Below are 21,213 nucleotides of genomic sequence, written 5' to 3'. Positions count from 1 at the left end.
AGAGTTGCGAAATTGGAAAACCCGCCGGATAGTTCCGGCGGGCTTTTTCTTATTGAAATAAACGCCCGATTTGAGGCTGTAATTTCAAGGCAGACGGATAAGAATGCGTGTCATGTTGTTCACGCTTCCAAACCAAGACAAACTCTACGACGCACTGTTGGCCCGCGATGCCACCTATGAGGGCAGGGTCTATGTCGGTGTCGTTTCAACCGGCATTTTTTGCCGCCTGACTTGCCCGGCGCGCAAGCCGCGCCGGGAAAACTGCCGTTTTTTCGCTTCGGTTGCCGAATGCATGGCGGATGGTTTTCGCGCCTGCAAAAGGTGCCATCCGTTGCAGCCTGCAGCCGAAGCGGAGCCTTCCATCAAGAGATTGCTCGATGCTCTGGAAGCCGATCCCGAACGGCGATGGAGCGAAGATGATGTCGCGCGCATGGGGCTTGATCTCTCCACCGTGCGGCGCAGCTTCCGGCGACATTTCGGCATGACATTTCTGGAAATGGCGCGGCAGGAACGTTTGCGTCACGGCTTTCAGGCATTGGCTGACGGAGGCCGGGTCATCGACGCGCAGATCGATGCGGGCTTTGAATCGCCGGAGGCGTTCCGCAGCGCCTTTGGCCGTATTCTTGGTCTTCCTCCCGCAAAACTGCGCGGCGACGGTCTGTTGCGCGCCGATTGGATCAAGTCGCCGCTCGGAACGATGATTGCCATTTGCGATGCGAAAAACCTGCATCTGCTGGAATTTGCCGACCGCAAGGCGCTCTCTTCCGAGTTGAAGAAACTCTATGCGACTTCTCGTGGAGATATCGGTATTGGTCGCTTCAACACGCATGATCTGGTCGAGCGGCAGCTGAATGCTTTCTTTGCAGGCAAGTCGCCGACCTTCGATCTGCCCATGGTCTTGCATGGCAGCGCGTTCACGCAGTCCGTGTGGCGGGAACTTCAGACGATTGGGGCAGGGGAAACACGCAGCTATAGCGAGTTGGCGCAAGCAATCGACAAGCCGCTTGCGGTGAGGGCTGTTGCGCGGGCCAATGGTGCCAATCAGATTGCCATCATCATACCGTGTCATCGCGTGATCGGCGCCGACGGATCATTGACCGGCTATGGCGGCGGTCTCTGGCGCAAGCAGAAACTGATTGAGATCGAAGCGCAATATCGCTGAAAATTCGTTGGGTGTACGCAAAAACGCCGCCCTTTCGGGGCGGCGTTTCGCATTGTCGTTATTGCCGGATTAGTCGAGCTTGTGCAGATCGACGCCCTTGGTTTCCTTCACGAAGATCATGCCGATCACGAAGGTGATGGAGGCGATGACGATCGGATACCAGAGGCCATAGTAGATGTCGCCCTTGGCCGCGCTGAGTGCGAACACGCCAGCCGGAAGCAGACCACCGAACCAGCCGTTGCCGATATGGTAAGGCAGCGACATGCCGGTGTAGCGGATGCGGGTCGGGAACATTTCCACCAGGATTGCAGCGATTGGGCCATAAACCATCGTCACATAGATGACGAGGACGGTCAGGATCGCAATCGTCATGACCCAGTTCACCTTGGCAGGGTCTGCCACCATCTTGAATGCGCCTGCATTCGGAATGGTGTAGACGGCCTGATCGGTGCTGACACCGAGGCCTTCGGCTTCAGTCTGGGTCAGGAGTTTCTGCTTGACCAGATCGGCAGCAGGGACCATCGCCTTGTCGCCACCGCGGACAGCATCAGCACTCAGCTGGAGTTCCGGATTGGCGGCCAGGAAGGCGTCAAGCTTGATGTCCGGCACCTTGGCAGGATCGCGGACCAGCGGGAAGCCTGCCTTCTGGAGAGCCAGGTTCACGCCATGAGCGAGTTCAGCCTGCTTGCCGGCAGCACCTGCACCAGCCTGAACGGCATCATAGGACGTAATCGTCGCGTCGCCGATGGTGACGGTTGCAGGCGTTCCAGCCGCAGCGGTCTGCACGACTTCGTAAGGCACCGAGCTCTTGGCGAGGAAGCTGGTCGCAACATCGCAGGAGCTGGTAAACTTGGACGTGCCGGTGGCGTTGAACTGGAAGTTACAATCGCCAGGGGCCGCGGTGACGGTTGCCTTGATGGTCTGCTCAGCCTGCGCCAGTGCCGGATTTGCGGCATTGGTCAGCGCCTTGAACAGCGGGAAGTAGGTTACGGCCGCCAGAAGCAGGCCCGCCATGATGATCGGCTTACGGCCGATCTTGTCCGACAGCCAGCCGAAGAAGACGAAGCCGCCGGTGCCGAGCAGCAGGGCGATAGCAACCATGATATTGGCCGACTGATTTTCCACCTTCAAAACGTTCTGAAGGAAGAACAATGCGTAGAACTGGCCGCAATACCAGACCACGGCCTGACCGGCGGTGAGGCCGAACAGTGCGATAAGCGCGATCTTGGCATTTTTCCACTGGCCGAAAGCTTCGGATAGCGGAGCCTTCGAGGTCTTGCCCTCTTCCTTCATGCGCTTGAACGCAGGCGACTCGCTCATCTGCATGCGGATCCAGACGGAAATGCCGAGCAGGAGAACCGAGACGAGGAACGGAATACGCCAGCCCCAGGCGGCAAAGGCTTCCTTGCTCATCATAGTCTGGATGCCGAGGATCACCAGCAGCGACAGGAACAGGCCGAGCGTTGCAGTGGTCTGAATCCACGAGGTGAAGAAACCGCGACGATTATTCGGCGCATGTTCCGCGACATAGGTTGCCGCGCCACCATATTCGCCACCGAGTGCGAGACCCTGAAGCATGCGCAGCACGATCAGGATGATGGGCGCCAGAATGCCGAGCGTTGCCGAACCAGGCAGAAGACCGACCAGAAAGGTCGATGCGCCCATGATGACAATGGTGACGAGAAAGGTGTATTTGCGTCCGACGAGATCGCCAAGGCGACCGAAGACGAGCGCACCGAACGGACGCACCAGAAAGCCCGCCGCAAAAGCCAGCAGGACGAAGATGTTGCGCGTTGCTTCGGGATATTCGTTGAAGAAGGCTGCGCCGATAAAGGAAGCGAGCGTTCCGTAAAGGTAAAAGTCGTACCATTCGAAGACGGTACCAAGCGACGATGCAAAGATGACTTTGCGTTCTTCGCCCGTCATTTTCTGCGTGCCGACATCGGCACTTGACGAGACTGCCATTAATCTGTCCTCCCAAACAGAGCCCCTAAAGGGCAATGCAAGACTGGGGTTCATTCGCTATACAAATGTAACCAGTCCGATGCGCCGCCTTGTATCCCAACAAGTGAGGCGCACTCCTCACCAAATTATGATGAACCTAAAAAGGAGATTCGGGCAGTAGTCTTTAGTATGAGACAAAATCGACAGCTTGACGCCCGCCGGTTTTGCTTGCGGTGCAAAAAAATACAGGGCGGAAGCGGTGGAGAATTGACTCCATGCATAAAGCGCGTAAAAGCAATGCCGAACGAAGGAGAACTCGCGTGCAACGCGTTAACGTAGCGTCAGTTTCGTCTGGAACTGCCGGCATGAATGCCGGAGCAGTACGCATGCCTTCGATTACCAAAAAACTCACGGCCATCACTAAAACGACCACGAAAACGGTCTGATTCCCTTGGCCTGCTCGCCCTCTCCCCGGGTCTGGCCCGGGGACGGAAAACCCGCGTGGCCTGCGGGGTTCCGGATCTGGAAGCGGAGAGGGACAGGAGACGAAAAATGGGTTTCAAGGTAGCAGTAGTCGGCGCCACCGGTAATGTCGGGCGCGAAATGCTCAATATTCTAGAAGAACGCGGTTTTCCAGCCGATGAAGTTGTGGCGCTCGCATCGCGTCGCAGCCAGGGCACAGAAGTGTCCTATGGCGACAAGACGCTGAAGGTTCGCGCGCTCGACACATACGATTTTTCCGACACGGACATTTGCCTGATGTCTGCTGGCGGCAATATTTCGAAGGAATGGTCGCCGAAGATCGGCAAGCAGGGCTGCGTCGTCATCGATAATTCGTCGGCCTGGCGTTATGACATGGACGTGCCGCTGATCGTGCCGGAAGTAAACCCGGATGCCATCACGGGCTTCACCAAGAAGAACATTATTGCCAACCCGAACTGCTCGACTGCGCAGCTCGTTGTTGCGCTGAAGCCGCTGCATGACGCCGCCAAGATCAAGCGCGTCGTCGTTTCGACCTACCAGTCGGTTTCCGGCGCGGGCAAGGAAGGTATGGACGAGCTGTTCGAACAGTCGCGCGCTGTGTTCGTGGCTGACCCGGTCACGGCGAAGAAGTTCACCAAGCGCATTGCGTTCAACGTGATCCCGCACATCGATGTCTTCATGGAAGACGGTTACACCAAGGAAGAATGGAAGATGGTGGCCGAAACCAAGAAGATGCTTGATCCGAAGATCAAGCTGACGGCAACCGCAGTGCGCGTTCCGGTCTTCATCGGTCATTCGGAAGCGGTGAATATCGAGTTCGAAAACCCGCTTTCGCCGGAAGAAGCCCGCGAAATCCTGCGCGAAGCGCCGGGTTGCCAGGTTATCGACAAGCGCGAAGACGGCGGCTACATCACGCCATATGAATCTGCTGGTGAAGACGCGACTTATATCAGCCGTATTCGCGAAGACATCACGGTTGAAAACGGTCTGGCCATGTGGGTCGTCTCGGACAATCTGCGCAAGGGCGCAGCGCTCAATACGATCCAGATTGCAGAACTGTTGGTCGCTCGCGGCCTGATAAAGCCAAAGGCGCTTGCTGCCTGATCTGTCTTGGTCAGTCGAAATACAAAAGCGCCGGGAAACCGGCGCTTTTATTTTGCGGTGATGAACTAGCGTTCCGCGCTATCGGCAAGATTGCCGCGAATGTCGAGCAGGCGGGAACGCAAATCCTTCAGCTCATCGACGGGCTGACCGAGCGCACAGAGAATTTGATCCGGTACAGATTCAGCCGCTCCACGCAGTTTGAGGCCTTCCTCGGTAAGTGTGATGCGCACTTGCCGTTCGTCCTGTGGATCGCGGCGGCGCGTGATGCGTCCTGCCATTTCAAGCCGTTTCAGGAGTGGCGTCAGCGTCCCTGAATCGAGATGGAGCTTCGCGCCGATTTCGGAAACGGTCTGGTCGTCCTTTTCCCACAGCACCAGCATCACCAGGAACTGCGGATAGGTCAGGTCCAGTTTGCTCAAGATCGGCTGGTATGCGCGCGTCAGCGCATTTGCGGTCGAATAAATCGCAAAGCAGACCATGTTTGAAAGTTTGAGAAAAGAGTCCTGTGTCATGCGCCAATTCCTTCGAGCGCTGTTCCAGCGCATATCCTTCATACCATAAATCATGCGCAATTGCATTGTGCATCACTTAATTGTGAGAAATGATTTTGCAAAATTAGATTGCGCACAATTTAATTTTCGATAGCTTGTCTTCGGAGACAAATTATCACCGAAGGAGAAATCGAATGGCTATTCTCTACACCACCCAGTCCACAGCAACCGGCGGACGCACGGGCAGCGCCAAGACCGCAGATGGTCGCCTTAGCGTCGTTCTCGACACGCCGAAGGAACTCGGTGGTCAAGGCGGCGAGGGCACCAATCCCGAGCAACTTTTTGCGTCCGGCTATGCGGCCTGCTTCCTTGGCGCGCTGAAGTTTGTTGCTTCGAAGGAAAAGGTTGCCATTGCTGCCGACAGCACTGTGACAGCAACCGTTGGCATCGGCCCGCGCGAAGACGGCACCGGCTTCGGTCTCGATGTTGCGCTTGAAGTGGCGCTTCCGGGTGTCGAGAAGGTAAAGGCGCAAGAGTTGGTCAATGCGGCTCACATCGTTTGCCCCTATTCGCATGCCACGCGCGGCAATATCGATGTTCGTCTGACCGTTGCCTGACCCAAACAAAAAGGCGCCCGATGAGGGCGCCTTTTTGAATTGATATTCAGCAGACATTATTCCGCTTGGGCTTCGATGGCTTCCATGTCGTCATCCGACAGGCCAAAGTGATGGCCGATCTCATGGATAAGCACATGGGTGACGATATCGCCCAGCGTCTCCTGATTTTCAGACCAGTAATCCAGAATGGCGCGACGATAGAGCGTGATGCGGTTCGGGCCTTCACCGGTCTGCAGGCTGAAACGCTCGCCAATGCCGCGACCTTCAAAAAGGCCGAGCAGGTCGAATGGCGTGTCCAGCCCCATATCCTCGATAATCTGGTCTTCAGGAAAATCGGCGATCTGGATGATGATATCGCCGCACAACGCACGAAACTCCTGCGGCAGATGCGCAAGAGCTTCAATCGCGATGGATTCAACTTCGTCCAGCGAGGGCGAGAAACGTCCCGCCCAGTCGCCGCTTTGATCTTCTCGGGCCATTCCAGCCAATCGTGTCCTATTCAATTGCTCAGGCCACCGGGCTCAAAGGCCGCGTAAATTGCATTGTGTGTCATCAGGCCCAGGGACGCAGTTCGGCGCGCTTGGCTTCGAACGTGTCGATGCTCTTTGCCTTTTCCATGGTCAGGCCGATATCGTCCAGACCGTTGAGCAGGCAGTGGCGCTTGAAGTCGTCGAGATCGAAGGAAATCGTGCCCCCGTCAGGGCCATGGATTTCCTTTGCTTCGAGATCGACGGTGAGGGTGGCATTGGCACCGCGCGAGGCGTCGTCCATCAGCTTGTCGAGATCTTCCTGGCTGACCTTGATCGGCAGAATGCCGTTCTTGAAGCAGTTATTATAGAAGATGTCGGCAAACGAGGTCGAAATCACGCAACGGATACCAAAATCGAGCAGTGCCCAGGGGGCGTGCTCGCGCGAGGAGCCGCAGCCGAAATTATCGCCCGCGACCAGAATCTGGGCATTGCGATAGCCGGGCTTGTTCAGCACGAAATCAGGGTTTTCGGAACCGTCTTCATTAAAGCGCATTTCCGCAAACAGTCCCTTGCTCAGGCCCGTGCGCTTGATCGTCTTCAGGTAATCCTTCGGAATGATCATATCCGTGTCGATGTTGACGATCGGCAGGGGAGCGGCGACGCCGGTGAGCTTGGTGAACTTATCCATGTCCTGAACCTGTCGGTTGGGTATTTGCTATATTGCGAACTGGTTTACATCAGCATTGCCGAGAGTCAACGTTTCAGGCCCAAACTGCCCAATAGGTCGCAACCTGCGGCGAATTTATCGAACCATCCAGACCGTTTTGAGGCGATCCGGACGGTTCGATAGTTGATTACTGCGCATAATCCTGTCGGGAAATCCCGTCAACCTTTCTGAATCATGCGCCGTAAATGCCGCATCCGCAATTATTGGACGTTCAACGCCACACCGCCGCTCTCGCTGCCGGTCAGGCGGCGGGATTTTCCGTCACTGCCGACAACAATGGTAAAGCGCCGGCGCCGCATCGACATATTTGGCGAAACGGCGACATCGATCGCCGGGTCGAACTGCAATGTGATCCGCCACAGATCCGGCTTGATGGTTTCCTCGACGCCTATAATACGGGCGTCGAAGGGCGTGGTGTGAAACATGCCGGAGATGCGCTGGCCGACACGGTAGGGGGCGGTGTCGTCCTGCGCGGCAACCGGTGTTGCTTCCACCTTGCCGCCCGTGGCGGCAAGCGTGTTCCAGTCACGCGTGCCTGACTGGCGGGCCACGAGATCAAGCGCCTTACCGTGGCTGATGGTGATGCCTTCCTCGCTCAAAGCCTGCCGCAAACGGCGAGCCTGATGCTTGAAGTCAATAGTGGTGTGCCCAGCGGTCAAAGCTGTGGTCATTGTTTTCGCTCCTGATTGTGAGCGGCGTTTTCATGAACGGGTGCCCGCATTGCCGTTTCTGCCGTCACGGGACAGGAACGTGTATTTCGAATGCTTTACCGTGGCTTGAAACCTGCGGGCGGCTGGCGCATTCAACCGAAGGCTGGAAAATAGGCGGGCAGGGCACGGATTTCAAGCCCCCGCTTTAAAGGGACCTTTAACCCGCTCCCAAGGCTTGCACCGTGTCGCAGTTCCGTGCACAAATCGGCCATGAAAACAATCGCTCGTCCACGCCGTTCCGTTCTGTTCGTTCCCGCCGCCAATCCGCGCGCGCTGGAAAAATCGCTAACGCTTGCAGCCGATTGCGTGATCTACGATCTGGAAGATTCCGTTGCGCCCGAAGCAAAACAATCCGCGCGCGAGGCGTTGTTTGCGCATTTTGCAGCGCATCCGAAACCGGCCTTTGAGCGGATCATTCGCGTCAATTCTGGCGAGACGCCATGGGGCAAGGATGATGTGGCCGCAGCGGCTGATATGGGTGCCGACGCCATTCTCCTGCCGAAGGTCGAGCGACCGCAGGACATTATCGATGCTGCCAATCGGCTTGATCGCAAGGATGCCGATCCGTCCGTCGGCGTTTGGGCGATGATTGAAACCCCGCGCGGCATTTTGAACGCGGATGAAATAGCCATGCTCGGCCATCGCTCGGCAGTGCGGCTCGCCTGTTTCGTTGTTGGTCCGAACGATATAGCGCGCGAAACCGGTGTTCGCCCGCAAGCCGGGCGGCCTTATCTCGTGCCGTGGCTGATGCAGATCATTCTCGCGGCGCGAGCAGGCGGGTTTACTGTTCTCGATGGCGTGTTCAACGATTTTCGCGATTCTGTTGGCTTTGAAGCCGAGTGTTTGCAAGGGGCCGCGATGGGCTTCGACGGCAAGACGCTGATTCATCCGGGTCAGATCGAGGCCGCCAACCGCGCTTTTTCACCTACGGAGGAGGAAGTGGCGCATGCGCGGGCCGTTGTCGATCTGTTTGCGCAGCCGGAAAATGCGGATAAGGGCGTTATGTCACTGGATGGCCAGATGATCGAACGGCTGCATCTGGCAATGGCCGAAACGCTGCTCGCGAAAGCATTTCCAGCAAAAGTGTGAAACGGTTTTGCGTTCGGAAATGCGTAATAAATAGAACCAAGGCGGGCCTGAAATTTAACAAAGGAAGAAAGACTATGAAGCTCTATCGTTTCATCACCGGACCGGATGATTCCGCATTTTGCCACCGCGTTACGGCGGCGCTCAACAAGGGCTGGCAGCTCCATGGCTCGCCGACCTATGCCTTCAATGCGGCAACCGGCGTGATGCAGTGCGGCCAGCCGGTTGTGAAGGAAGTTGATGGCGTTGACTATACGCCGGATATAAAGCTCGGCGAATATTGATGGCCGTCCGTCGCATCGTCGCCAATATAGCTGCCAGCGACCCTGCGGCGGCAAAACGCTTCTATGGCGAATTGTTGGGCCTCGACGTGGCGATGGATTTCGGCTGGATCGTAACCTATGCCACCGATGCGCAGTCGCGCGTGCAGGTGAGCATCATGCGTGAAGGTGGTTCGGGCACACCGGTGCCCGATCTTTCCATCGAGGTGGACGACGTAGACGCCACGCTGGAGCAGGCAATCGCGATGGGGTTTCCTATCGAATACGGTCCGGCGGATGAGGATTGGGGCGTGCGCCGCTTTTTCGTACGCGATCCTTTTGGGCGGTTGGTCAATATCCTGACCCATAAGAACTGAAAAGGCCGGTTTCCCGGCCTTTTGCTTGATTAGTTCAACCCGCGCTTTTCGATCATCGCATCCGGTGTCGGCATCTTGCCGCGGAATGCTTTGTACAGATCTTCCGGGTCGCGACTGCCGCCAGCGGCATAGATGTGCTGCTTCAGCTTGGCGGCGAGTTCCGGGTTGAAAGCGTCGCCGGTTTCCTCGAAAGCCGAGAACGCATCCGCATCCAGCACTTCCGACCACATGTAGGAATAGTAACCGGCGGAATAGCCATCGCCGGAGAACACATGAGTGAAATGCGGTGTGCGGTGGCGCATGATGATCGCATCAGGCATGGAAAGCTTTTCGAGTGTCTTTGCCTCGAAGGACAGCGGATCGGCGATCTTCTCATTACCGGTATGGAAAGCCATATCCACCAGCGCGGACGCGGTAAATTCAACCGTGTTGAAACCGGCATTGAATGAACGCGCCGCCAAAACCTTATCGAGCAGGGCTTTCGGCATCGCTTCGCCGGTGCGGTAATGCACGGCGTATTTTTCCAGAACGGCGGGTACGGTCAGCCAATGTTCGTAAAGCTGCGACGGCAGTTCCACGAAATCGCGCGATACGGCAGTGCCGGAAACGGCAGGCCACGTCACATCCGATAGAAGTCCGTGCAGCGCATGGCCGAACTCGTGGAACAGCGTGCGGGCATCATCGAGCGACAGCAGGGCGGGTTCACCGGCCTTCGGCTTGGCGAAATTCATCACATTGTAGATGATCGGCTTCTGGCCGCCGTCGAGCTTGTGGCTGGATTGCAGCGCGCTCATCCAAGCGCCGGAACGCTTCGATGTCCGGGCGAAATAATCGCCGAGGAAAAGACCGCGTTCGCTGCCATCCGTGTTGAAAACCTGAAACACGCGTACGTCCGGGTGCCAGGCGGCAATGCCCTTCTTTTCTTCGAAGCGAACGCCGAACAGGCGCGTGGCCACATCGAAGCTCGCTTCAATGATCTTTTCCAGTTGCAGATAAGGCTTTAGCTCGGCCTCGTCGAAGGCAAAGCGTTCGGCGCGCAACTTTTCTGCATAGAAACGCCAGTCCCATGGCGCGACTTTGTGATTGCTGCCATCGGCAGCGATCAGGCGCTCAAGCTCTGCCTGTTCTTCACCAGCCTTTGCGCGTGCCTTGTCCCACACTGGTTCCAGCAGGTCCATGACGGCCTTTGGCGTCTTGGCCATGGTGTCGTCCAGCTTGTAGGCTGCGAAATTGGCATAGCCGAGCAGATGGGCCTTGCGCTCGCGCAGTTCGACCATCTCACGCACAATCTCGCGATTGTCGGAGTCGTTGCCATTCTCGCCGCGCTTGGCCCAGGCGTCGAAAGCCTGCTCGCGCAAGGCGCGGTTTTCCGAAAAGGTGAGGAATGGCTCGACGATGGAACGCGACAGCGTAACTGCATAAGCATCCGGTTTGCCGCGTTCGCTTGCTGCGCTCTGCATGGCGTTTTTCAGAAAATCCGGCAGCCCGGCGAGATCGGCTTCATCGGTGATGAACAGTGCCCAGCTCGACTCGTCTTTCAGCACATTCTGGCCGAAGCGTGCACCGAGACCGGCAAGCTTCTCGTTGATGCCAGCGAGTTCCGCCTTGCCAGCTTCATCGAGTTTCGCGCCGGACCGGACAAAACCCTTCCAGGTCTTTTCCAGAACGCGTTTGGTTTCCGTGTCGAGATCAAGCAGATCACGATTGTCATAGAGCGCGTCGATCCGGGCGAACAAAGCCGGGTCCATCATGATGCGCGAATAATGACGCGACATTTTCGGCGCAATTTCCCGCTCCAGTGCTTGAATGGTGTCGTTGCTATGGGCGCCTGCGCGCATCCAGAAAATGGCCGACACATGGTCAAGCGCCTTGCCTGTCATTTGCAAGGCCTTCAGCGTGTTATCGATGGTTGCTTCGCCGGTCGTGTTGGCAATAGCCTGCACTTCGGCGAGATCGGAGGCGAGCGCCGCGTCGAAGGCTGGCGCGAAATCGTCGTCTTTGAATGCGGTGAAATCCGGCAGGCCCAGCGGTCCGTTCCATTCTGTGAGCGCGTGATTATAGGTCGGCTTGTCGGACATGATGAAACTCCGGATCAAATGAATTCGATGGTCAAGACTTAAGGTTTCGGTGTCGGGTGAGCAAGGGCGTTCAACCGGCTTTTACGGTTAAGGCGCCAGACGACAGCATTCGACGCCTTGCTCGCAAAAACCTCTTCAGATTACTGTGTGGGGCTTGACTTTAAGGGCGACCAAGCGCACATCACGCTGGCTGTCCGAAGTCTCTTTGCGACAGCAATCTTCAACCGGAGTTTTATTCTCTTATGCCCAGCGACAGTCACAGTCGATTGTGTCAGCCGTCAAGGTAGCCGTGTACTGATCGCTTGAGGTCAGCTTGCACGATCTGCCTTTGACGGCGGATCGACGGAAAGGCAAGCTTAATGACCGACAACAACTTCTCTCCGGAAGTGCTTGATGTTGCCGACCTCCCGGCGGCTGCGATTGCTGCACGTATCGCCGAAATGCATACGGGCGATGCCGTTGAGCTATTGAACGAGCTCGAAGATGATGACGCAATCTCCGTCTTCGGACAGCTCACCCATGAAGATGCCATCCGCCTGCTTGACCAGCCGGAACTGCATCGTACCGCCGAAATCGTAGCGGCGCTTGCGCCGGGGCTTGCGAGCCTCCTTTTGGACGGTATGTCAGCTGACCGTTCGACGGACGTGTTTCAGGAACTCGACGAGGGTGACCGTGCGCGGCTGTTCGCCATTCTGGCCCCGGAAACCAAGGCCAATCTGAAAAAACTTATGGGCTATCCGCCGAATACGGCCGGTTCGCTCATGACGACCGAATTCATCGCCGTGCCGTCGAACTGGAATGTGGCCGAGACGCTCGATCACATTCGCAAGGTCGAGCGTACGCGCGAAACCGTCTACGCGATTTACGTGGTTGATCCGAAGTCCCGCGCCCTTGAAGGCGTGGTCAGCCTGCGCCGCCTGATCATCCGCGAGCCGGAAGAACCGATTCTATCGATTGTCCGTGACGAAGAGCCGATCACCATTTCGCCGCTCACCAGCCGCGAAGATGTTGCGCGCCTGTTCCGCAAGCACGATCTTCTGGCCGTCCCCGTTGTGGATGAAAGCCGCCATATCATCGGCATTGTGACGGTGGACGACGTGCTTGACGCCATCACCGAAGATGCCAGCGAAGACGCCTATCGCTTCGGCGGCATGGAGGCGCTGGACAAGCCTTATATGCGCATTGGCTTCGGCGAAATGTTGAAGAAGCGCGCTGGCTGGCTGGGCGTTCTGTTTCTTGGCGAGATGCTAACGGCGAGCGCCATGCAGCATTTCGAGATGGAGCTGGAAAAGGCGCTCGTGCTGACGCTGTTCATTCCGCTCATCATGTCGTCGGGCGGTAATTCCGGTTCGCAGGCCACCTCGCTGATTATCCGTGCGCTGGCCTTGCAGGAAGTGAAGCTCAAGGATTGGTGGCGTGTCGCGTTGCGCGAACTGCCGACCGGGCTTGCTCTCGGCAGTTTCCTCGGCCTGATCGGCATTGTCCGCATTGCCGTGTGGCAGACGATTGGCATCTATGACTATGGAGAACACTGGATTCTGGTCGCTCTGACCGTCGGCATGGCGCTCGTCTGTATCGTGATGTTCGGCTCGCTGACTGGCTCAATGCTGCCTTTTGCGTTGAAACGGCTTGGATTCGATCCGGCCAGTGCGTCAGCGCCTTTCGTGGCGACATTGGTCGATGTGACGGGTCTTGTCATTTATTTCAGCGTCGCCATTGTCATACTTTCTGGCACTTTGTTGTAGCGCTTGGTGCCGACTCCGCACGCCGACTGACAAAAAACTGACAGAATGACGGTGTAAAAGCGCCGATAAACAAGGGTTTTTCGCGAGAAATAAGGGGCAGTGTCGCGCTGCCCCTTTCTAAAACGCAAAAAAACCTGTAAGAGCGCCGCATTGTTTTTCCGCGCGGGTCTGTTGGCGCGGCTCCCAACTCATATAGAAGTGATCTCCATATGGAATTGCGTAATATCGCTATTATCGCACACGTCGATCATGGCAAAACCACACTGGTCGATGAACTGCTGAAGCAGTCTGGCTCGTTCCGCGACAACCAGCGCGTTGCAGAACGCATGATGGACTCCAACGACATCGAAAAGGAACGCGGGATCACCATTCTCGCCAAGGCGACCTCGGTCGTCTGGAAGAATACCCGCATCAACATCGTCGACACACCCGGCCACGCCGACTTCGGCGGTGAAGTTGAGCGTATTCTTTCGATGGTGGACGGCGCTATCGTTCTCGTTGACGCCGCCGAAGGCCCGATGCCGCAGACGAAGTTCGTCGTTGGCAAGGCGCTGAAGGTTGGTCTGCGTCCGATCGTTGCGATCAACAAGATCGACCGTCCGGATGGCCGTCATGAAGAAGTCATCAATGAAGTGTTCGACCTCTTCGCCAATCTCGACGCCACCGACGAACAGCTGGACTTCCCGATCCTGTACGGTTCTGGCCGTAACGGCTGGATGGCGCTGAACCCGGAAGGTCCGCAGGACGAAGGCCTGGCCCCGCTGTTCGACCTCGTGCTCAAGCACGTTCCGGCGCCGAAGGTTGCCGAAGGCCCGTTCCGCATGATCGGCACGATCCTGGAAGCCGATCCGTTCCTTGGCCGCATCATCACCGGACGCATCCATTCCGGCTCGATCAAGTCGAACCAGGCCGTCAAGGTTCTCGCTCAGGACGGTTCGCTGCTCGAAACCGGTCGTATCTCGAAGATTCTCGCATTCCGCGGCATCGAGCGTCAGGCCATCGACGAAGCACAGGCAGGCGACATTGTTGCCATCGCTGGTCTTTCGAAGGGCACCGTTGCAGACACGTTCTGCGATCCTTCGGTCAGCGAGCCTCTGGCAGCGCAGCCAATCGATCCGCCGACCGTGACCATGTCCTTCATCGTCAACGACAGCCCTTATGCGGGCACCGAAGGCGACAAGGTAACGAGCCGCGTTATTCGTGACCGTCTGCTCAAGGAAGCGGAAGGCAACGTTGCGCTCAAGATCGAAGAATCGAACGAAAAAGATTCGTTCTTCGTGTCGGGTCGTGGTGAATTGCAGCTCGCAGTTCTGATCGAAAACATGCGCCGCGAAGGCTTCGAACTTGGCGTTTCGCGCCCGCGCGTCGTCATGAAGGACGGCGAAAACGGCGAGAAGCTTGAGCCGATCGAAGAAGTCGTCATCGACGTCGATGAAGAATATTCGGGCACCGTTGTTCAGAAGATGTCGGAACGCAAGGCCGAAATGGTCGAGCTGCGTCCTTCGGGCGGCAACCGCGTTCGTATGGTGTTCTACGCACCGACCCGTGGTCTGATCGGCTATCAGTCGGAACTTCTGACCGATACGCGCGGCACGGCGATCATGAACCGTCTGTTCCACGATTATCAGCCATATAAGGGCGAAATCTCGGGCCGTAACAACGGCGTTCTGATTTCCAACGATCAGGGCGAAGCTGTTGCTTACGCGCTGTTCAACCTTGAAGATCGCGGCCCGATGATCATCGACGCTGGCGTCAAGGTCTATCAGGGCATGCTGATCGGCATTCATAGCCGCGACAACGATCTGGAAGTCAACGTTCTGAAGGGCAAGAAGCTCACCAACATCCGCGCCGCTGGCAAGGATGAAGCTGTGAAGCTCACCCCGCCGATCAAGATGACGCTGGAACGCGCCCTGTCGTGGATTCAGGACGACGAACTGGTTGAAGTGACGCCGAAGTCGATCCGCCTTCGCAAGCTCTATCTCGATCCGAATGAGCGCAAGCGCTTTGAAAAGAGCAAGTCGAGCGCTGCATAAGTTCGACAACACAAAAGAAAACGGCGCCTTCGGGCGCCGTTTTTGTTTGCACATTTAACGTGAATTTCAGCTCTTTCTCCCACTATGCATACGATTGGGGGGGCGCTAATGATAATGTCGCGTTATGAGCGTTTTGTACTGACAGTCGTTGTGGCACTCGGTGCAATCGACCTCACCCTCATTGCCGCAAAGGGTGTTCGCGTGGACTGGGCAGGTTACGCGATGATCGGCTTGATCGGTCTCGGCACGATCATGCTTGGTTTATTCTATCGGCTGGTCAGGCAGGATGCACGCATTTCGGAAACGCTTATTCTGACGGCGGGTTTCATTCTGTTCACTCTGGTTGGCTCGGTTTTCAACTATATGTTGCTGCCGGTTCATTTTCCCCGAATTGACGATTTCTTGGTGAGTGTTGACAAGCTGATGGGCTATCACTGGCCAAGTCTGGTTTTGTTCTTCTCCGAACGGCCCAGCTTCTCCGCGCTTTTAAAGATCGTCTATTTCACGTCTCTACCACAGCTTGTCATCGTTGTGCTTCTGCTCGGTTTTACCGGACAATCCCGCAAGCTTGCACATTTTCTCATCACCGGCATGATGGCGGCGCTGCTCAGCATCACAATATGGGCTTTTTTGCCGACATTTGGCACGTCTGTTGTTTGGAATATACCCGACGATATCGCGAACAAAGCCGGTCTCGCCGTCGATCAATCTTACGCCACGGAACTCATTCGCCTGTCGTTAGAAGGTGTCGACTATTTGTCGCCAGCCAATGTACTTGGCCTTATTGGCTTTCCATCATTCCATACTGTAATGGCCGCGATGTCGGTGTTTTTCACATGGCATATCGTTTGGCTGCGCCTGCTTGTGCTCGCATTGAATATACTTATGGTGCCCGCATTGCTTTTGCACGGCGGACACCATTTGAGTGACTTTCTCGGCGGACTTGTTGTGTTCGCAGTCGCTTGCCTTGCTGCAAGCTATGCCGTTAGCGCTCTCCGCGACGATAAGGCTGCATCAGCGCTTGCGGAACGCGCGCGCGCCTTGCCATGACGATCAGCGCAATAATCGACATGATATAGGGGATCATCAGGAAAAGCTGGTAAGGAACCGCCTTGCCATAGACGGTTTGCAGGCGAAGCTGAAAAGCATCGAACAGCGCGAAGAGCAATGCGCCCAGCAATGCGCGGGCGGGCTTCCACGATGCGAAAACGACAAGCGCGATACACACCCAGCCGCGTCCCTGCATCATGGTCGGGAAGAACGAGTTGAACGCCGAAAGCGTCAGGAACGCGCCGCCAACCGCCATCAATGCACTGCCGAACATGATCGTGAAAATGCGCACGCGGATCGGGTTGATGCCTTGCGCCTCGGCGGCATGGGGATTTTCGCCGGTCATGCGAATGGCAAGGCCGAGCGGTGTGCGGAAAAGCACATAGCCAAGCAGCAGCGCCAGTGGAATGGCGATCCATGTCAACGCTGTCTGTGTGCCCAATACCTGCCCGATAAAAGGCACATCAGCAAGGAACGATGGGTTCACCGGCTGGAATGGCGTGATTGTCGGCGGCGTTGAAGAAAGCGGCACCAGCAGACGGAACAGGAAATAGCTGAGGCTTGAAGCAAACAGCGTGATGCCGAGGCCGACCACATGCTGCGACAGGCCGAGCGGGACAGTCAGCGCCGCGTGCAGCAGGCCGAACAGCGCGCCCGAAGCGGCAGCGGCCAGCACGCCCACCCACAGATCGCCACCGTTATAGACAGTCAGCCAGCCGATCATCGCGCCGAAGGTCATGATGCCCTCGATGCCGAGATTGAGCACACCTGCGCGTTCGCAATAGAGCGCGCCGAGCGTGCCGAAGATCAGCGGAGTTGCAATGCGCAGCACCGAGACCCAGAGGCCCGCGGAAAGCAGGATATCCATCAACTCGTTCATCGGGCGATCCTGTATTGGGTGAAGAACAAAGCGACGAGCATGGTCAGGAGCGACAGCGCCACGGTGACATCGGCAATGAAGCTCGGAATGCCGATGGCGCGGCTCATGCCGTCCGCGCCAACGAACATGGCGGCGGCAAAGAGCGCCGAGAAGATCGCGCCGATCGGGTTTAAGTTGGCGAGCATCGCGACGATAATGCCGGAATAACCGAAGCCCGGCGAAAGGTCGGTCGTGACATAGCCCTTCACACCCATGACCTGAATGGCGCCCGCCAGACCTGCCAGACCGCCGGAGATACAGGCGACCTTGATCAGTGTGCGACCGAGGGGAACACCTGCAAAACGCGCCGCACCCGGATTGATACCGGCGGCCTTGGTTTCAAGGCCGAACACGGTGCGCTTCTGCATATAGGCAATGATCAGCGCAAGCGCGATGGCGATCAGGATGCCGATATGCAGTCGCATACCCGCCATGATTTTCGGCAGCACGGCGGCATCCGGCACCGGTTCAGACTGTGGCCAGCCAAAGGCCAGCGGGTCTTTCATCGGCCCTTCGATCATCATGGAAACGAACAGCACGGCAACGAAGTTCAAAAGCAGTGTCGTCACCACTTCATCGACGCCGAAGCGCAAGCGAAGGCCGAGCGGGATCAGTAGAAAAATCATGCCAGCAATCGCGCCGACAATCAGCAGCAGCGGAATGAGGAGCGGCGCGGGCAGCTGCAATTGCGTGCCCATGGCCACCACGGCCAGCGCGCCCATATAGAACTGTCCCTCAGCACCTATATTCCAAAGCTTGGAGCGGAAGGCGACAGCGGCGGCAAGGCCGGTCAGCATCAGCGGCGTCGCGCGTGTCAGCGTCTCGCTGATCGACAGCTTGTTGCCAAATGCGCCGATGGCGATCTGGCGGAAGGATTCGACCACCGGCGCACCGGCGGCGGCGATCAGCAGGCCCGCCAGCACGAAAGCGGCCAGGACCGCAATGATCGGTGCCGTAGTCACCAACGCCATGGGCCGCGTTTCGCGTCGTTCAATACGCATCAATTCAGCCCCTTCTTGGTATTTGCCTGCCATTCGCCAGCCATCATGAGGCCCAGTCTCTGCGCATTGGCTTCTTCTGCATCGATAGGCGGGGAGAGGCGGCCCTTAACAATCGCTTGAACACGATCAGCCAAGCCAATGATTTCATCAAGATCTTCGGAAATCAGCAGAACGGCTGCGCCCTTGGCGCGCGCTTCGAGAATGCGGGTGTGGATGGCCGCGACCGCGCCTTCATCCAGTCCGCGTGTCGGCTGCGCCGCGATGAGAATGCGCGGCGCGGTCTCCAGATTGCGGCCCAGAATGAGCTTTTGCATATTGCCGCCGGAAAGCAGGCGGATACGACTATCCGGAGTGCCGCCGCGCACATCGAAATCCTTGATAATACTTTCGGTGAATTCGCGTGCCGCAGTGCGATTGACCAGAATACCGTTCGAGAATTTCGGATCGCGCACGCGCTCCAGAATGGCATTTTCCCACAAGGTCAGATCGCCAATGGCGCCTTCAGCATTCCGGTCTTCGGGAATACGCCCGACACCTTCTGCCACAAAGCGGCGCGGATCGAATTTGGTCACGGTCTGCCCCAACATGATAAGCGCGCCGCTTGCCGGCTGGCTAAGGCCCGAAACCAACCGTCCGAGCGCTGCTTGCCCATTGCCGGACACACCGATAATGCCGAGCGTTTCACCGGCACGAACCTGAAAATTCAGTTCCGAAAGGCGAGCAATTCCGTCCTCCACAACCGTGACATTGCTGGCTTCCAGCAACGTTTCGCCGGGGGTTGCAGCGGCGCGGGCAGGGCGCGAAACACGTCGTCCCACCATCAGTTCGGCCAGTTCTTCCTTGGAAGTCTCAGAAGCCTTGCGCTCGGCGACAAGCTTGCCGCCGCGCAGCACGATAACCCGGTCGGCGGCGGACATGACTTCATGCAGTTTGTGCGAGATGAAGATCAGCGACAGGCCTTGGCGGGCCATTTCTTTGAGCGTCGCGAACAGGCCTTCCGCTTCCTGCGTCGTCAGAACGGCGGTCGGTTCATCGAGGATCAGCACATCCGCGTCGTTATAAAGCGCTTTCAGAATTTCGACGCGCTGCTGCTCACCGACCGAAAGATCGCCAAGCCGCGCATCAGGATCGACCTTGAGGCCAAAACGCTCTGCAATCTGCCCGATCTTGGCGCGCGCTGCACCATGCGCGGATTTGAGCTTCCACAGGCTTTCCGTGCCGGTGATGATATTTTCCAGAACCGTCAGGTTGGGCGCGAGCGTAAAATGCTGGTGCACCATGCCGACGCCCGCATCGATGGCGGCGCGGGGCTTGCCTTGCGGGATTTCCGTACCCTTGACGAAGACACGGCCTTCATCCGGCACATAATGGCCGAACAGGATATTCATCAGCGTCGTCTTGCCCGCACCGTTTTCGCCGAGGAAGGCGAGGATTTCACCCCGTTCCAGCTTCAACGAAATATCGTCATTGGCGGTGAGAGCGCCGAAGCGCTTGGTGATATTTTGCAGTTCGAGAACGGTCGTGGTCATCAATTCAACCCCGCAACGGGAAATTTGTGTTGCCAGCGGCGATCCTCCTCCAACCGCTGACCGATATTCAAGAGCAGTTTGTCTGCACCCATCGGTGCAATCAACTGTATGGCAACCGGCATTCCATCGGAATCTTCGCCGAAAGGCAGAGACAGTGCCGGGAAACCGGAAATATTGGCAAGCGCCGCATAGGGCGCAAATTCGTTCATCTTCCGCCAGTGATTGTCCACATCGCCATGGTTCATCGGAAACGAGCCCAATGGCAAGGGCGCTCTGGAAAGCATCGGGGTTATCAGCACATCAATATCGCGGAAAATCTGCCAGAGCATATGCGAAGCGCTGACAGCGCCGTTCATGGCACGATAGAGCGCGGTTGCATCAAACCCGCGTCCACGCTCTGCAACCGCGCGGGTGAGCGGTTCCAGTTTCTCCTGATCGATTGCCAGAAAGTCGATTGCGGCTGCAAGATTGACGGAAATGATGCGATCGAATGCGCGTGCGCTGGAAGCGACAAGAGGACTTAGATCCTGCGCGGGGATTTCGCGGATTTTATGGCCTTGCGCCTCTAGAAAACGGGCGGCTTCGGTCACAACCTGCAAACGCTCTGCTGTGACAGGATAAGCGGCAAGATCATCCGCGACAAAGCCGACGCGCAGACGTTCCGGCAGCTCGCCCGCGCGCATGGCGGGATCAGGCAGAAAGCCCTCGGTCTTGCCCTCGACGAGCGGAAGCAGTGTCTTCGCATCGCGGATCGAGCGACACAGCGCAAACTCGCTGGCGATACCGGCGAGATAATTGCCGAAATGCGGTCCGGCGGGCATCGCGCCACGGCTCGGCTTCAGGCCGATCAGACCGCAGGTAGCGGCAGGTACGCGAATGGAGCCGCCTGCATCCGTTGCGTGGGCGATGCTGACAATCCCGGCTGCGACGGCTGCCGCCGCGCCACCGGATGAGCCAGCGGGAGAAAGTGTTTCATCGAATGGATGGCGAGCCAGTGGGCCGCTTTCCGGTTCGCTGGCGAGTGCAAGGCCGAATTCCGGCACGGTGGTCGTGCCGAAGAAATTGAGGCCCGCTTTGCGCAGGCGTCTGCCAAGCTCGGAATCCATTTGCGGCGAAGCGTTTTCGAAGGCACGCGAGCCAAGCCGGATCGGCAGACCGGCGCAAGGGCCGCCCAAATCCTTGAACAGCGATGGGATGCCCGCAAACGGAGCTTTGTCGGCGTGCGCGTCAAACGCCGTTGCGTTGGTGCGGCCAAGTTCAGGATCGAGATATGCAATGGCGCCCAGAGGGCGCCATTTTTCTGCGGCTTCAAGGGCGGCATCCATGGCCTCTCGCGCACTTAAAACGCCTCCGGCAATCGCTTGCGCGAGTGCTGTTGCGTCCTGATGCTTGCTGTCGAATGCCACTTCTGCCGCCCTGTTTGCTGC

Annotated in this window: 19 protein-coding genes; 9 read left to right on the top strand and 10 right to left on the bottom strand. The window is 57.4% G+C overall.

All coding sequences use genetic code 11. The annotated features are described in order from the left end of the window. The first annotated feature begins 112 nt into the window (after nt 1–112). A complete protein-coding gene (locus FIC94_RS02800; RefSeq protein ID WP_140024032.1) occupies nt 113–1,162 on the top strand; it encodes a bifunctional transcriptional activator/DNA repair enzyme AdaA in 1,050 nt (349 codons plus the stop codon). A gap of 69 nt (nt 1,163–1,231) precedes the next feature. On the opposite strand, the gene FIC94_RS02795 is transcribed toward FIC94_RS02800, so the two are convergent. After that, the gene (locus FIC94_RS02795) at nt 1,232–3,127 is read right to left on the bottom strand and encodes an MFS transporter (RefSeq protein WP_140023842.1); all 1,896 of its coding nucleotides are present in this window, start codon (nt 3,125–3,127) and stop codon (nt 1,232–1,234) included. Nucleotides 3,128–3,658: 531 nt separating this feature from the next. On the opposite strand from FIC94_RS02795, the gene FIC94_RS02790 reads away from it, so the two are divergent. Further along, nucleotides 3,659–4,693: an aspartate-semialdehyde dehydrogenase gene (locus FIC94_RS02790; RefSeq protein WP_109367284.1), complete on the top strand. Its 1,035-nt coding sequence runs from the start codon at nt 3,659–3,661 to the stop codon at nt 4,691–4,693. Between the two features lie 65 nt (nt 4,694–4,758). Here the strand turns inward: FIC94_RS02790 and ohrR are convergent, their stop codons facing one another. Beyond that, nucleotides 4,759–5,205 (bottom strand): transcriptional regulator OhrR, encoded by a 447-nt coding sequence (gene ohrR, locus FIC94_RS02785; RefSeq protein WP_140023841.1) that lies wholly within the window; start codon nt 5,203–5,205, stop codon nt 4,759–4,761. A 173-nt stretch (nt 5,206–5,378) separates the two neighbouring features. On the opposite strand from ohrR, the gene FIC94_RS02780 reads away from it, so the two are divergent. Continuing rightward, nucleotides 5,379–5,801, top strand: a complete 423-nt coding sequence (locus FIC94_RS02780) for an organic hydroperoxide resistance protein (protein WP_140023840.1) — start codon at nt 5,379–5,381, stop codon at nt 5,799–5,801. A gap of 56 nt (nt 5,802–5,857) precedes the next feature. Here the strand turns inward: FIC94_RS02780 and FIC94_RS02775 are convergent, their stop codons facing one another. The 3 genes from FIC94_RS02775 to FIC94_RS02765 all read right to left on the bottom strand — a co-directional run bounded on the left by FIC94_RS02775 (nt 5,858) and on the right by FIC94_RS02765 (nt 7,669). Then, nucleotides 5,858–6,280 (bottom strand): metallopeptidase family protein, encoded by a 423-nt coding sequence (locus FIC94_RS02775; RefSeq protein WP_140023839.1) that lies wholly within the window; start codon nt 6,278–6,280, stop codon nt 5,858–5,860. Between the two features lie 73 nt (nt 6,281–6,353). Continuing rightward, nucleotides 6,354–6,959, bottom strand: a complete 606-nt coding sequence (gene leuD / locus FIC94_RS02770; RefSeq protein WP_109367287.1) for a 3-isopropylmalate dehydratase small subunit — start codon at nt 6,957–6,959, stop codon at nt 6,354–6,356. 239 nt (nt 6,960–7,198) lie between these two features. After that, a complete protein-coding gene (locus FIC94_RS02765; protein WP_140023838.1) occupies nt 7,199–7,669 on the bottom strand; it encodes a glyoxalase superfamily protein in 471 nt (156 codons plus the stop codon). Between the two features lie 249 nt (nt 7,670–7,918). On the opposite strand from FIC94_RS02765, the gene FIC94_RS02760 reads away from it, so the two are divergent. The 3 genes from FIC94_RS02760 (at nt 7,919) to FIC94_RS02750 (ending at nt 9,431) form a co-directional block, all read left to right on the top strand. Further along, complete coding sequence (locus tag FIC94_RS02760; RefSeq protein ID WP_140023837.1) at nt 7,919–8,797, top strand: HpcH/HpaI aldolase/citrate lyase family protein; 879 nt, start codon at nt 7,919–7,921, stop codon at nt 8,795–8,797. A 74-nt stretch (nt 8,798–8,871) separates the two neighbouring features. After that, nucleotides 8,872–9,078, top strand: coding sequence for a DUF1737 domain-containing protein (locus tag FIC94_RS02755; protein WP_109367290.1), 207 nt, complete (start codon nt 8,872–8,874; stop codon nt 9,076–9,078). Next, nucleotides 9,078–9,431 carry a VOC family protein gene (locus tag FIC94_RS02750; protein ID WP_140023836.1) on the top strand — a complete coding sequence of 118 codons (354 nt, stop codon included), beginning with the start codon at nt 9,078–9,080 and terminating at the stop codon, nt 9,429–9,431. The genes FIC94_RS02755 and FIC94_RS02750 overlap by 1 nt, the downstream gene beginning before the upstream one ends. A gap of 29 nt (nt 9,432–9,460) precedes the next feature. On the opposite strand, the gene FIC94_RS02745 is transcribed toward FIC94_RS02750, so the two are convergent. Next, entirely contained in the window at nt 9,461–11,509 is a 2,049-nt protein-coding gene (locus FIC94_RS02745; protein ID WP_140023835.1) for a M3 family metallopeptidase, read from the bottom strand. A 359-nt stretch (nt 11,510–11,868) separates the two neighbouring features. On the opposite strand from FIC94_RS02745, the gene mgtE reads away from it, so the two are divergent. From mgtE to FIC94_RS02725, 3 genes are all read left to right on the top strand, one after another. After that, nucleotides 11,869–13,254, top strand: a complete 1,386-nt coding sequence (gene mgtE, locus FIC94_RS02735; RefSeq protein WP_140023834.1) for a magnesium transporter — start codon at nt 11,869–11,871, stop codon at nt 13,252–13,254. A 209-nt stretch (nt 13,255–13,463) separates the two neighbouring features. Continuing rightward, a complete protein-coding gene (gene typA / locus FIC94_RS02730; RefSeq protein ID WP_140023833.1) occupies nt 13,464–15,287 on the top strand; it encodes a translational GTPase TypA in 1,824 nt (607 codons plus the stop codon). A 108-nt stretch (nt 15,288–15,395) separates the two neighbouring features. After that, nucleotides 15,396–16,337: a phosphatase PAP2 family protein gene (locus FIC94_RS02725; RefSeq protein WP_140023832.1), complete on the top strand. Its 942-nt coding sequence runs from the start codon at nt 15,396–15,398 to the stop codon at nt 16,335–16,337. Here FIC94_RS02725 and FIC94_RS02720 read toward each other — a convergent pair. Genes FIC94_RS02720 through FIC94_RS02705 form a run of 4 tightly spaced genes read right to left on the bottom strand, consistent with a single transcriptional unit; the run spans nt 16,273 to nt 21,192 of the window. Continuing rightward, nucleotides 16,273–17,217, bottom strand: coding sequence for an ABC transporter permease (locus FIC94_RS02720; protein ID WP_140023831.1), 945 nt, complete (start codon nt 17,215–17,217; stop codon nt 16,273–16,275). The genes FIC94_RS02725 and FIC94_RS02720 overlap by 65 nt on opposite strands. Then, nucleotides 17,214–18,257 (bottom strand): ABC transporter permease, encoded by a 1,044-nt coding sequence (locus FIC94_RS02715; protein WP_140023830.1) that lies wholly within the window; start codon nt 18,255–18,257, stop codon nt 17,214–17,216. Before FIC94_RS02715 ends, FIC94_RS02720 begins: the two co-directional genes overlap by 4 nt. Beyond that, nucleotides 18,257–19,786 (bottom strand): ABC transporter ATP-binding protein, encoded by a 1,530-nt coding sequence (locus tag FIC94_RS02710; protein ID WP_140023829.1) that lies wholly within the window; start codon nt 19,784–19,786, stop codon nt 18,257–18,259. Before FIC94_RS02710 ends, FIC94_RS02715 begins: the two co-directional genes overlap by 1 nt. Beyond that, nucleotides 19,786–21,192: an amidase gene (locus FIC94_RS02705; RefSeq protein ID WP_235891941.1), complete on the bottom strand. Its 1,407-nt coding sequence runs from the start codon at nt 21,190–21,192 to the stop codon at nt 19,786–19,788. The genes FIC94_RS02710 and FIC94_RS02705 overlap by 1 nt, the downstream gene beginning before the upstream one ends. Between the last annotated feature and the right edge of the window lie 21 nt (nt 21,193–21,213).

Source organism: Ochrobactrum teleogrylli (assembly GCF_006376685.1).
GTDB classification, from domain to species: domain Bacteria; phylum Pseudomonadota; class Alphaproteobacteria; order Rhizobiales; family Rhizobiaceae; genus Brucella; species Brucella teleogrylli.
The sequence above is the reverse complement of the archived record's forward strand: the minus strand, read 5'-3'. Positions and strand labels throughout refer to the sequence as shown.